This is a genomic window from Pseudomonas sp. JZ134 (genome assembly GCF_051027695.1).
GTDB classification, from domain to species: Bacteria; Pseudomonadota; Gammaproteobacteria; order Pseudomonadales; family Pseudomonadaceae; genus Chryseomonas; species Chryseomonas luteola.
Map to the genome: position 1 here is coordinate 3,354,006 of NZ_CP069250.1, position 11,923 is coordinate 3,365,928.

At 56.7% G+C, this 11,923-nt stretch carries 12 protein-coding genes; 9 read left to right on the forward strand and 3 right to left on the reverse strand.

Annotation, left to right across the window (positions count from 1 at the left end):
* Positions 1-34: 34 nt before the first annotated feature.
* Positions 35-355, reverse strand: coding sequence for a DUF1820 family protein (locus JQR86_RS15585; RefSeq protein WP_010797115.1), 321 nt, complete (start codon positions 353-355; stop codon positions 35-37).
* A gap of 125 nt (positions 356-480) precedes the next feature.
* Between JQR86_RS15585 and miaB the strand changes: the two genes are divergently transcribed.
* The 5 genes from miaB (at position 481) to lnt (ending at position 5,904) form a co-directional block, all read left to right on the forward strand.
* Complete coding sequence (miaB, locus tag JQR86_RS15590; protein ID WP_074822997.1) at positions 481-1,854, forward strand: tRNA (N6-isopentenyl adenosine(37)-C2)-methylthiotransferase MiaB; 1,374 nt, start codon at positions 481-483, stop codon at positions 1,852-1,854.
* Positions 1,855-1,942: 88 nt separating this feature from the next.
* Entirely contained in the window at positions 1,943-2,950 is a 1,008-nt protein-coding gene (locus JQR86_RS15595) for a PhoH family protein (protein WP_125887212.1), read from the forward strand.
* Positions 2,940-3,404 carry an rRNA maturation RNase YbeY gene (ybeY, locus tag JQR86_RS15600; RefSeq protein WP_434153854.1) on the forward strand — a complete coding sequence of 155 codons (465 nt, stop codon included), beginning with the start codon at positions 2,940-2,942 and terminating at the stop codon, positions 3,402-3,404. Before JQR86_RS15595 ends, ybeY begins: the two co-directional genes overlap by 11 nt.
* Before the next feature lies 1 nt (position 3,405).
* Complete coding sequence (locus JQR86_RS15605) at positions 3,406-4,245, forward strand: HlyC/CorC family transporter (RefSeq protein WP_019364055.1); 840 nt, start codon at positions 3,406-3,408, stop codon at positions 4,243-4,245.
* 129 nt (positions 4,246-4,374) lie between these two features.
* On the forward strand, positions 4,375-5,904 hold the full coding sequence (lnt, locus tag JQR86_RS15610; RefSeq protein WP_434153855.1) for an apolipoprotein N-acyltransferase: 1,530 nt from the start codon (positions 4,375-4,377) through the stop codon (positions 5,902-5,904).
* A gap of 42 nt (positions 5,905-5,946) precedes the next feature.
* Here lnt and JQR86_RS15615 read toward each other — a convergent pair whose 3' ends face one another.
* Positions 5,947-6,708 (reverse strand): YdcF family protein, encoded by a 762-nt coding sequence (locus tag JQR86_RS15615; RefSeq protein WP_122043419.1) that lies wholly within the window; start codon positions 6,706-6,708, stop codon positions 5,947-5,949.
* A gap of 106 nt (positions 6,709-6,814) precedes the next feature.
* Positions 6,815-7,180: a hypothetical protein gene (locus JQR86_RS15620; RefSeq protein ID WP_312270513.1), complete on the reverse strand. Its 366-nt coding sequence runs from the start codon at positions 7,178-7,180 to the stop codon at positions 6,815-6,817.
* 193 nt (positions 7,181-7,373) lie between these two features.
* On the opposite strand from JQR86_RS15620, the gene leuS reads away from it, so the two are divergent.
* From leuS to arfA, 4 genes are read left to right on the forward strand one after another with little or no spacing between them, the layout of a single operon-like run.
* Positions 7,374-9,980: a leucine--tRNA ligase gene (leuS, locus tag JQR86_RS15625; protein ID WP_407362871.1), complete on the forward strand. Its 2,607-nt coding sequence runs from the start codon at positions 7,374-7,376 to the stop codon at positions 9,978-9,980.
* A gap of 23 nt (positions 9,981-10,003) precedes the next feature.
* Entirely contained in the window at positions 10,004-10,606 is a 603-nt protein-coding gene (gene lptE, locus JQR86_RS15630; RefSeq protein ID WP_407362870.1) for an LPS assembly lipoprotein LptE, read from the forward strand.
* A 36-nt stretch (positions 10,607-10,642) separates the two neighbouring features.
* Complete coding sequence (holA, locus tag JQR86_RS15635) at positions 10,643-11,701, forward strand: DNA polymerase III subunit delta (RefSeq protein WP_074823486.1); 1,059 nt, start codon at positions 10,643-10,645, stop codon at positions 11,699-11,701.
* 50 nt (positions 11,702-11,751) lie between these two features.
* The gene (arfA, locus tag JQR86_RS15640; RefSeq protein WP_074823016.1) at positions 11,752-11,910 is read left to right on the forward strand and encodes an alternative ribosome rescue factor ArfA; all 159 of its coding nucleotides are present in this window, start codon (positions 11,752-11,754) and stop codon (positions 11,908-11,910) included.
* Positions 11,911-11,923 lie beyond the last annotated feature (13 nt).

The following is an 11,923-nucleotide window of genomic DNA, read 5'->3' on the forward strand; positions in this document are numbered from 1 at the left end:
CAGCCGCATGGTATGACGGCTGCGTTTTGCGGCATTATTTCTCCGGCATTGGTACCGGAAATGGCATGACGTTCGTTCCGCCCTTGGCTTCGCTGATCTTGGCCTGGCCAAGACGCTCCACTTCGTCGATCCGGATGACCGAGTGCAAGGGAACGAAGCTGCGGATAACGCCTTCGAACTGGGACTTCAGTTTTTCTTCACTGGGGTCTACGACGACTTGTGTACGCTCGCCAAAGACGAACTCCTCGACTTCGAGAAAGCCCCACAGATCACTTTGATAGATCTGCTTGGCATACATCTCGTAAACCTGTCCCTGGTTATGAAAAATCACCTTATAGATCGCTGGTTTGCTCATGATGATGGGTAACAGGAATGAAAACGGGGACGGATAATAGCAGTGAGGAGACGATCAGTGCTAGGAAGCAAGGACTCTCATCCTTATAATATGCGGTCCTCAATTTTTTCCCCGACGAAGCGCGCATGACCAAGAAGCTTTTCATCGAAACTCACGGCTGCCAGATGAACGAGTATGACTCGTCCCGCATGGTCGACCTCCTCGGTGAGCATCAGGCGCTGGAGCTGACCGCAAATCCGGCCGAAGCCGATGTGATCCTGCTCAATACCTGCTCCATTCGTGAAAAGGCTCAGGAAAAGGTCTTTTCACAACTGGGCCGCTGGCGCGAACTGAAGTTACAGAACCCCGAGCTGGTGATCGGCGTGGGCGGCTGTGTGGCCAGCCAGGAAGGCGCCGCGATTCGTGATCGTGCGCCCTACGTGGACGTGGTGTTCGGCCCTCAGACACTGCATCGCCTGCCTGAAATGATCGACGCGGCCCGGGCTACTCGCGCGCCACAGGTCGACATTTCCTTCCCGGAAATCGAGAAATTCGATCGCCTGCCCGAACCTCGTGTCGATGGTCCCAGCGCATTCGTCTCGATCATGGAAGGCTGCAGCAAGTACTGCACGTTCTGCGTCGTGCCCTATACCCGTGGTGAAGAGGTCAGTCGACCCTTTGATGACGTCCTGGCCGAAGTGATTCACCTGGCCGAGAACGGCGTTCGCGAAGTCACTCTGCTCGGACAGAACGTCAATGGCTATCGCGGCCTGACCCATGATGGCCGGATCGCCGACTTTGCCGAGCTGCTGCGCGTGGTGGCGGCCGTTGATGGTATCGACCGGATTCGCTACACCACCTCGCATCCGCTGGAGTTTTCCGACGCCCTGATCCAGGCACACGCCGAGATCCCGGAGCTGGCCAAATTCGTGCATCTGCCGGTGCAGTCGGGTTCTGACCGAATCCTGGCAGCCATGAAGCGCAATCACATGGCCATCGAGTACAAATCACGTATTCGCAAACTCAAGGCGGCGGTTCCTGATATCTGCATCAGCTCTGACTTCATTGTTGGCTTTCCGGGCGAAACCGAGAAGGACTTCGAGCAGACCATGAAGCTGATCGAGGACGTCGGCTTCGACTTCTCCTACTCCTTCGTCTACAGCGCACGCCCCGGCACACCGGCAGCGGATCTGGTGGACGATACCCCGGAAGAGGTCAAGAAACAGCGTCTGCAGATCCTGCAAGCCCGCATCAACCAGCAGGGCTTCGAGATCAGTCGTCGCATGGTTGGCACGGTCCAGACCATCCTGGTCAGCGACTTTTCCAAGAAGGACCCAGGCATGCTCCAGGGTCGTACGGAAAACAACCGCATCGTCAATTTCCGCTCCAGCAATGCCCTGCTGATTGGCCAGTTCGTCCAAGTTCATATTGATGACGCACTGCCCCACTCCCTGCGAGGCACCCTTCTGGCAGAAATTGCACAGCCGCATGCAACTTCCGGTGCCATAGTCACTGTCTGACTATTGGTAGAGTGCGCACTTTGCCAAGTGCGCACAACCGATTACTCTTCAAGTAAACATCATCAGCTATAGGGCGATTATTCCTTCCTTGAATACACCTCAAGAACCTCGGCGCTTTACTCTCGAACCGTTTGATGCTCAACGCTTTGCCAAGCTTTGCGGCCAGCTCGACGAAAACCTTCGGCAGATCGAAAAACGGCTCGATATCGAAATCCGCAACCGCGGCAACCAGTTCGAACTGGTCGGCCCGCCGGAGCGTATCCAGTCGGCTGAAAATCTGCTGCGACGTTTGTATCGCGAGACCAAGACCGAAGATGACCTGACGCCTGACATGGTTCATCTGTTTCTGCAGGAGTCCGGCCTTGAGGGGCTTTCCGAGCCTCAGAGCGATCTGAATGTCTCGCTGCGCACCCGCAAAGGCATGATTCGTCCTCGCGGTGCCAATCAGCAGCGGTACGTCAAGTCGATCCTCGACCATGACATCAACTTCGGCATTGGCCCAGCGGGCACCGGCAAGACCTACCTCGCCGTAGCCTGTGCCGTCGATGCTCTCGAACGAGAGCAGATCCGCCGTATCCTACTGGTTCGCCCCGCGGTTGAAGCGGGCGAGAAGCTCGGCTTCCTACCGGGTGATCTGGCTCAGAAGATCGACCCGTACCTGCGTCCTTTGTATGATGCCCTGTATGAGATGCTTGGCTTTGAGACCGTAGCCAAACTGATCGAACGGCAGGTTATCGAAGTGGCGCCACTGGCTTACATGCGGGGTCGAACACTCAACAACAGCTTCATCATTCTTGACGAGAGCCAGAACACTACCGTCGAGCAGATGAAAATGTTCCTGACGCGTATCGGCTTCGGCTCTACAGCCGTCATCACCGGTGACATCACCCAGGTCGACCTGCCCCGCGGCACGCGCTCGGGCCTGGCCCATGTCATCAACGTCCTGAAAGACGTGCCGGGCATTGGATTTACGCACTTTCTGGCAAAGGACGTGGTACGTCATCCTCTGGTACAGCGCATTGTCGAAGCTTATGATCGCTTCGAACAACAGCAGACTGACAAACGTCAGTCGCGGGAAAACACGAATGACGATTGAGCTTGATGTACAAATCGCCAGCGAAGCGCCCGATCTACCTGAGGAACCCGAGTTACGTCGCTGGTGTGAGGTCACCCTCCGCCAGCGCACCGCTGATTCAGAACTGACCATCCGCCTGGTGGATGAGCCGGAAGGTCGCGAACTCAATCGCACCTACCGGCACAAGGACTATGCCACCAACGTACTTACTTTCCCGGCCGATGTACCCGACGAGCTGCTGGATATTCCGCTGCTGGGTGACGTCATCATCTGCGCACCAGTCATCGCGCGCGAGGCTGCCGAGCAGGGTAAGCTTCTCAAGGCCCATTGGGCTCATATGGTTATTCATGGCTGCCTGCACCTGCTTGGCTATGACCATATCGAAGACGAAGAAGCGGAAGAAATGGAAAGCCTGGAACGAGAATTGCTGGCAGAACTAGGTCATCCCGACCCCTATGGCGACGAACAAAACTGACATGAACGAAGATCGATCGAGTAACGGGCACAGGTCCTGGCTGGAACGGATTGTCCAGGCTTTTGCCCACGAGCCCAAGAGCCGCCAGGAACTCCTGGAGCTGCTCCGTGAGGCTCACGAAAACAAGGTGCTCGACAGTGAAGCCTTATCCATTGTCGAGGGCGCTATCTCTGTTGCCGACCTGCAAGTACGCGACATTATGGTGCCGCGCTCACAGATCATTAGCGTCAAGGCCCACCAGACGCCCCAAGAGTTTCTGCCGGCCGTTATCGAGGCCGCTCACTCCCGCTATCCGGTCATTGGCGAGACGCCTGACGATATCCTCGGCGTCCTGCTCGCCAAGGATCTGCTGCCCCTGATCATTCACGGGGACCAGGCCTTCGATCTTAAGACTATTTTGCGCCCGGCCACCTTTGTTCCAGAATCCAAGCGGCTTAATGTGCTTCTGCGTGAGTTTCGTACCACGCACAACCATATGGCCATTGTGGTGGATGAGTATGGTGGTGTGGCAGGTCTTGTCACTATTGAAGACGTGCTAGAGCAGATCGTGGGTGACATCGAAGATGAACACGATGTTGAGGAAGAAAGCTTTATCAAACCGCTACCCAGCGGGGACTTCATCGTCAAGGCGCTGACACCTGTCCAGGCCATCAATGATTTCTTCGACACGGAATACCCCGATCAGGATGTGGATACGGTGGGCGGCCTTGTCATGAGCGCCTTCGGTCATCTTCCTCGCCGAAACGAGGAAGTGGTCATCGACGACTTCCGCTTTCGTGTACTCAACGCAGACGGTCGTCGCATCCATCTGCTGCGCATGACTCCGCTCACCGAGCGATAAACTGCAGCGGCCTGTCTGCTCGCCTGAGCAGGCAAGCCGCTGAATAACCCCGTATATACCTCTCTTAGTAGCTAGCAGCACCTGGCATCCATTAAGCTTGCGCACCGCTGCATAGACCAAGGATTTCCGATGCGCTGGATGATTACCCCCGGCTGGAAAGGCAATTTGCTGGCACTGGTTGCTGGCGCACTGACGCCGCTCGCACTGGCGCCGTTCAACTTCTGGCCGCTGGAAATAGTATCGATTGCCCTCTTCTATCTTTCGCTGCGCGAATTGCGCGCCGGATGGGCCTTTCTGCGAGGCTGGTGCTATGGCCTGGGGGCCTTTCTGGCAGGTACGAGCTGGGTATATGTCAGCATCCACGACTACGGTGCGGCATCCATGCCATTGGCGGCGGGCCTCACGTTTGGGTTCTGCGCCGGTATTGCCCTGTTTTTCGCGCTGCCAGCCTGGTTATGGGTGCTTTGTTTGCGCCGCAATCATGCGCCAGCCAGTGACGCCCTGGCCTTTGCAGCGCTTTGGTTTGGCCTGGAACTGTTCCGCAGCTGGTTCCTGACCGGCTTTCCCTGGCTGTTTGCAGGCTATAGCCAAATGGATGGCCCGCTAGCCAGCCTTGCCCCAGTGGGTGGCGTCTGGCTTCTATCATTCAGCGTAGCGTTAATTGCCGCCCTGCTCGTCAATATTCTCTGGCTGATTCGCAAACCTGTAAGCCTGGTTGCAGGTATCGTCCTGCTGATTGCACCCTGGTTCGGCGCCATTGCCTTCAAAGGACAAGTCTGGACTCAGCCAGCCGGCGAGCCGCTCAAGGTAGCCGCCATGCAAGGCAATATTGCCCAGGAACTCAAGTGGGATCCGGGCCATGTGCAGGATACGCTGACCCTGTATCGCCAGATGACTATTCGGGAAGGCAAGACCGACCTGATTGTCTGGCCGGAAAATGCCATTCCAGTGCTCAAGGAATATGCTGACGGCTATTTACAAGACGTTACGGCTATCGCCAACCAGCGCGGCGCAACGCTTATCACGGGCATTCCGGTACGTGAGCGTGACGACAAGGGCCAGGATCGTTTTTATAACGCGCTAACGGTCAATGGCGACAATACAAACACGTATTACAAACAGAAGCTGGTGCCGTTTGGCGAGTATGTTCCCTTGCAGGAGCAGCTGCGCGGACTGATCACCTTCTTCAACCTACCGATGTCCGATTTCGTCCCGGGCCCAGAAGGGCAGCCGTTATTAACAGCCAAGGGATACCAGATCGCCCCGTTCATCTGCTATGAAGTGGTCTATCCGGAATTCGTGGCAGACATGGCCACCCGTAGCGATCTTCTGCTGACGGTAAGTAACGACACATGGTTCGGTAAATCATTCGGTCCTCAGCAGCATCTGCAAATGGCCCGGATGCGTGCATTGGAAAGTGGTCGCTGGATGATCCGGGGCACCAACAATGGTGTCACGGCCCTGATTGACCCCTTTGGCCGCATCACCACCCAGATTCCGTCATTTGAGCTGGCTACACTGCATGGGTCGGTCGTGCCGATGAAGGGAGCCACACCTTACCTGACTTGGCGCCTCTGGCCGCTGGCCATTCTGTGTGGCCTGCTGACGCTTTGGGCGCTGGCTCGTAGAGGCCTTGAGCGCTCCCGTCCTATCGTCTAATGGAAGACAGTGGCAGGCCAGATATGACTGGCCTGCCCTTCTTCAGCGGTAGGCCAGCGGATAGGCTATGAGCCCTATCGCTTCGTTCATCAGAATCATGCTCTGGGCAATTGCCTTGGCCTCGGGCATCCATCCTCCCAGCGGCTTGCCGTTAGGCGTGCTCATGAATCCCATTGGCGCAGCGATCACCTCGAACCCCTGGCGCTCGAAGCACCACCGGGCACGCGCCATATGAAACGCCTGGGTAACCAGCACGATTCGCTTAACACCTGCTGGTTTGAGAATAGCCGCACTGAGCGTCGCATTTTCCCACGTGGTACGGCTGTCTTTCTCCTGCCACCGCACCGATACGCCCAGGTCTTTTTCCATGACCTCGGTCATCAATTCCGCTTCGCTGGGAGGCGAAGACAAAGGTGAGCCTCCAGAAATAAGAATCGGCAGCTGAGAGACCTTGGCGATACGTGCCGCATAGCGAACACGCTCAATGCCCATCGCGCTGGAGACATCGCCTTCCCACGCCGGATCGTTACGCTCCCGGGAAGCACCCAGGATAACAATGGCATCTGCCTGCTGAGCCAGAGACGACCAATCAGCCTGAGCCAGAGGCGGATCACGCTCGATCAGGCGCGCCTCCCATTCAACCGCAATCGGCAGACTGATCAGCCAGAAACCACCCGCGCCCATGATCAGGCAGGCAACCGAAATTCGGGGCCAACGCTTGCGAAGCACAATACCGGCCCATAACAGCAGCAAAAACAGGCCTGGCGGCATCAATAGCTGCTTGCAAACGTAGCGAATCAACATCGAGACATCCATGACGTCAGGCACATCCCTGGTCTAGCTGGAAAAACGAGACGTGATAATAACGCGTAGGAAGCAGATTACCGAGGTGCAGGCATCCGAAGCGGAGTCAGATAGCGCAAGTATCCGTGCTGCAGACCTTGTGAGTCATGCACAGGGGGCACCGCTCGATTTGTTGTCCAGCGTTAACTTGCAGCCCGCAACGCAGGCAGCGCACTGCCACTAACGACTTTCCCAGACGGGAAGGCCTCGGATAAATCAGTTCCTGACAGGCATGAACCCATTGATCATTTCTGACCAGCCACGCCCTGATGATGTCCAGATCCTCCTGATGAAGGCCGGAAATTTCTATTTCCTGCTGCGCCCTGCGGTGCAAACGCTCCGCCGTGGCAGCCTCGTCCAGAGCACGCTCCAGACGCCGTTGCAAACGCTCCAGCGGAAGTCTCGCCAGGCGCTGCGCTGTGTCATGACTCATAGATAGCCTCCGGAAAGTCCTATCCTACTGTTACCCAAGCGTAGTGCGCGATTGGCGAAACCGCGAGCCTATAAAATGACGAATTTCACTTTTATGAAATAAAACGCTTTCTGGCTAAAGGTTCCTTGCGTGGAGACGGTTCATGTATGCTTACCGGCTTATCTAATTGCTTTTCGTAGCCGCAGATCACGCCATGCACGAACATTACCAACCCCGTGAGATAGAAGCCGCCGCCCAATCCTGGTGGGAACAGAACAATGCCTTCTCTGTGACGGAGCAGCCGGGAAAGGAAAAGTACTACTGCTTGTCCATGTTCCCCTACCCAAGCGGCAAGCTGCACATGGGGCACGTCCGCAACTACACCATCGGTGATGTGATTGCCCGCTATCACCGCATGCAGGGCAAGAATGTCCTGCAACCCATGGGTTGGGATGCCTTCGGTATGCCGGCGGAAAACGCCGCGATGAAAAATAACGTCGCCCCTGCCAAGTGGACGTACGAAAACATCGAATACATGAAGAACCAGCTCAAGAGCCTGGGCCTTGCCATCGACTGGTCGCGCGAAGTCACGACGTGCAAGCCCGACTACTATCGCTGGGAGCAGTGGCTGTTCACCCGCCTGTTCGAGAAAGGCATCATCTACCGCAAGAACGGCACCGTGAACTGGGATCCGGTCGATCAGACCGTACTGGCCAACGAGCAGGTCATCGACGGCCGCGGCTGGCGCTCCGGCGCGCTGATCGAAAAGCGTGAGATTCCGATGTACTACTTCCGCATCACCGATTATGCGGAAGAACTGTTGGCGTCTCTGGATGATCTGCCCGGCTGGCCCGAGCAGGTCAAGACCATGCAGCGCAACTGGATTGGTAAATCCCGCGGCATGGAAGTTCAGTTTCCCTATGACCAGACTTCCATTGGTCATGCCGGCGCACTCAAGGTCTTCACAACGCGCGCCGACACCCTGATGGGTGCCACTTATGTCGCTGTCGCGGCCGAGCATCCGCTGGCTACCCAGGCAGCGCAGAACAATCCCGAGCTGCAGGCGTTTATTGACGAATGCAAGCGCGGCGGCGTGGCAGAAGCCGACATCGCCACCCAGGAAAAGAAAGGCATGCCGACGCCCTTGTTCGTCGAGCATCCGTTAACGGGTGAAAAATTGCCGGTATGGGTCGCTAACTACGTCCTGATGCATTACGGCGAAGGTGCGGTCATGGCCGTTCCGGCACACGACGAGCGCGATTTTGAATTCGCGACCAAATACAATCTGCCCATCAAGCCGGTCGTACGTACCAGCGCTGGTGACGAGACCCCTGCTCCCTGGCAGGCTGCCTATGGCGAGCACGGCACGCTGATCAACTCCGGCGAATATGACGGCCTTGACTTCAATGCGGCGTTTGAAGCCATCGCTGCGACCTTGCAGACCAAAGGTCTGGGCGAGCCGCGCACTCAATTCCGCCTGCGCGACTGGGGCATCAGCCGTCAGCGTTACTGGGGCTGCCCGATCCCGATCATCCACTGCAATAGCTGTGGTGATGTTCCCGTTCCGGAAGATCAACTGCCGGTCGTTCTGCCAGAAGATGTGATTCCAGACGGTGCAGGCTCTCCTCTGGCCAAAATGCCGGAGTTCTACGAGTGCTCCTGCCCCAAATGCGGCAGCGCTGCCAAGCGCGAAACCGACACCATGGACACGTTTGTCGAGTCGTCCTGGTACTTCGCCCGCTACGCATCGCCCAAGTTTGAAGGCGGTATGGTCGATAAGGATGCTGCCAACTACTGGCTGTCCGTCGACCAATATATTGGCGGTATCGAGCACGCGATTCTTCACCTGCTCTATGCACGCTTCTTCCATAAATTGATGCGTGACGAGGGGCTTCTCTCCTCCGATGAGCCGTTCAAGAACCTGCTGACCCAGGGCATGGTAGTCGCTGAAACCTATTACCGCATGGATGAAAAAGGCGGTAAGGACTGGTTCAACCCGGCTGACGTGGAAGTCGAGCGTGACGCCAAGGCCAAGGTTATTGGTGCCAAGCTGAAGACAGACGGTCTGCCGGTAGAAATCGGCGGCACTGAAAAGATGTCCAAATCAAAGAACAACGGAGTGGACCCGCAGGCCATGATCGATCAGTACGGCGCCGACACATGCCGACTGTTCATGATGTTTGCCTCCCCTCCGGACATGAGCCTCGAGTGGTCCGACTCCGGCGTTGAGGGCGGTAGCCGCTTCCTGCGTCGCGTCTGGCGTCTCGCCCAGGCACATATCAGCCAGGGCCTTACCTCTGCTCTGGATGTGGCAACGCTGACAAACGAGCAGAAGGAAGTCCGTCGCGCCATTCACCTTGCGATCAAGCAGGCCAGCCAGGATATTGGTCAGAACCACAAGTTCAACACTGCCATTGCAGCTGTGATGACATTGATGAATGTGCTGGAAAAAGCGCCGCAGGCCACCGAGCAGGACCGCGCGTTAATGCAGGAAGGTCTGGAAACCGTCGCGCTGCTACTGGCACCGATTACGCCCCATATCTGCCATGCATTGTGGAATGAGCTGGGGCATGCCGATGCCGTTATCGATGCCCGCTGGCCAAGCGTGGATGAAAGCGCCCTGGTACAGGACACCCTGCAGATCGTGATTCAGGTAAACGGTAAGTTGCGTGGCCACATTGAGGTTGCAGCCCAAGCCAGCCGTGAAGACATCGAGGCTGCTGCCCGTACGAACGAAAATGTTCTGCGCTTTACTGAGGGACTGACAATCCGCAAAGTGATTGTTGTTCCTGGCAAGCTGGTCAATATCGTCGCCAATTGAGGCTGAACGGAGTGAAAAAGATCATGATGAAACGGAGCTTTTCCTGCCTTGCGGCGATTGGAATGACCGTGTTGTTAAGTGCTTGTGGTTTTCAGCTGCGAGGTACAGGCGACACCGAACTGTCGCTGCGTGAGCTGAGTCTTTCCGCCCGTGACAGCTACGGTGAAACGGTCAAGCAGGTAAGAACCATGCTTGAAAGCAATCATGTAAACGTCAACCCGGGCGCAACCTATACGTTGTACCTGGCAGGTGAGCAGCAGACGCAACGCACCGCGAGCTATACCGCGGGCGCACGTAGTGCTGAAATCGAGCTGACGACCAAGCTGCCCTATGAAATTCGTGGCCGCAACGATGCCGTGCTGCTGCATGATGACCTTGAAACGCAGCGCTACTACGTGACGGATGAAAATAACATCATCGGCTCCGAGCAACAGGCTCAGCAGCTGCGTCGGGAAATGCGTGCAGAACTGGTCCGCCAGCTGGCTTCGCGCCTGCAGACCATTACGCCCCAGCGGCTCGACAAGTTGCAAAGCGAGGCTGATGCACGAGCGCGTGCCGAGGCCGCACGCGCAGCGCAGCAGAACATGCCGCCACAACAATCTCCGATCGAAATACCCACCCGCTAACGACTACGGGGCCTTATGGCCCCGTATTTTTATCCTATGAAACTGAACCCTGCTCAACTCGCCAAGCACCTGCAAGGACAGCTGGCGCCAATTTATATAGTCAGCGGCGACGAGCCCCTGCTTTGCCAGGAGGCAACCGATGCCATTCGAGCCTCGGCGAAAAGCCAGGGGTTTGATGAACGTCAGGTGTTCAACGTAGAAAATAACTTTGACTGGAGCCTGCTTTACGAAGCAGGGGCAAGCCTGTCTCTGTTTGCCCAGAAGCGTCTGATCGAATTACGCATTCCAAACGGCAAGCCTGGTGATAAAGGTGCCGAAGCGCTACTACGCTATCTATCGCGCCCTGCTGAAGATACATTGCTGCTCATCAGCCTGCCCAAGCTGGATGGCAGCGCCCAAAAGACCAAATGGGCCAAGGCCCTGATTGAACATGCTGACGTTCAGTTCATTCAGATCTGGCCCATCGATGTTCATCAACTGCCTCAATGGATCCGCCAACGCCTTTCTCAGGCAGGTCTGGCCGCCTCGCAGGAAGCGGTCGAACTGATTGCCGTCCGGGTAGAAGGCAACCTGCTTGCAGCCGCCCAGGAAATTGAAAAACTCAAGCTCTTGGCCGAAGGCAACCAAATTGATGTCGCCACTGTACAGGCAAGCGTTGGTGATAGTGCCCGCTTCGACGTTTTTGGCCTCATCGATGCGGTTCTAGCAGGGGAGGCCAATCACGCGTTACGTATTCTGGAGGGCCTTCGCGGCGAGGGTGTCGAGCCGCCAGTGATCCTGTGGGCACTGGCCCGAGAGCTGCGGCAACTGGCCAACCTTGCGCAACAGCAGGAACAGGGTATACCACTTGACCGCGCGTTTGCACAGGCAAAGCCCCCGGTCTGGGAGAAAAGACGTCCACTCATAAGCCGCGCCCTGCAACGACACTCTACGGCCAAACTAAGTCGCCTATTGCTGGATGCCCAGCTTGTGGATGCGCAGATCAAGGGCCAGGCCCCGGGTGATACTTGGACAACCCTGCGCCAGTTGACCTTGCTGTTGGCGGGTCAACGCTTCTCCTTGCCTTCTGCCGCTCTGGATACATTCTCACGATAATCGTAAGATGCCGGTCTTCGCGCAACCGCGCATTCAGACCGAGTACTCTCATGACCAAAAAACAGCGAAGGCCCAACAAGGCCAAATCCACCATTGCCCAGCCCCTGTTTCGCTGTCGACAGGAAAAGCCCAAGAAAGGCAAAGGCAGTTATCGCCGTGAAGCCTTCCCAACTGATGATGGGAAGGCTTTTTTATTGGTAGCCGCATAATTCCATCCGTACT

Coding starts and splice junctions, on each gene's coding strand:
- JQR86_RS15585 (WP_010797115.1), bottom strand. CDS start 355: ATGAGCAAACCAGCGATCTATAAGGTGATTTTTCATAACCAGGGACAG.
- miaB (WP_074822997.1), top strand. CDS start 481: ATGACCAAGAAGCTTTTCATCGAAACTCACGGCTGCCAGATGAACGAG.
- ybeY (WP_434153854.1), top strand. CDS start 2,940: ATGACGATTGAGCTTGATGTACAAATCGCCAGCGAAGCGCCCGATCTA.
- JQR86_RS15605 (WP_019364055.1), top strand. CDS start 3,406: ATGAACGAAGATCGATCGAGTAACGGGCACAGGTCCTGGCTGGAACGG.
- lnt (WP_434153855.1), top strand. CDS start 4,375: ATGCGCTGGATGATTACCCCCGGCTGGAAAGGCAATTTGCTGGCACTG.
- JQR86_RS15615 (WP_122043419.1), bottom strand. CDS start 6,708: ATGTTGATTCGCTACGTTTGCAAGCAGCTATTGATGCCGCCAGGCCTG.
- JQR86_RS15620 (WP_312270513.1), bottom strand. CDS start 7,180: ATGAGTCATGACACAGCGCAGCGCCTGGCGAGACTTCCGCTGGAGCGT.
- leuS (WP_407362871.1), top strand. CDS start 7,374: ATGCACGAACATTACCAACCCCGTGAGATAGAAGCCGCCGCCCAATCC.
- lptE (WP_407362870.1), top strand. CDS start 10,004: ATGATGAAACGGAGCTTTTCCTGCCTTGCGGCGATTGGAATGACCGTG.
- holA (WP_074823486.1), top strand. CDS start 10,643: ATGAAACTGAACCCTGCTCAACTCGCCAAGCACCTGCAAGGACAGCTG.
- arfA (WP_074823016.1), top strand. CDS start 11,752: ATGACCAAAAAACAGCGAAGGCCCAACAAGGCCAAATCCACCATTGCC.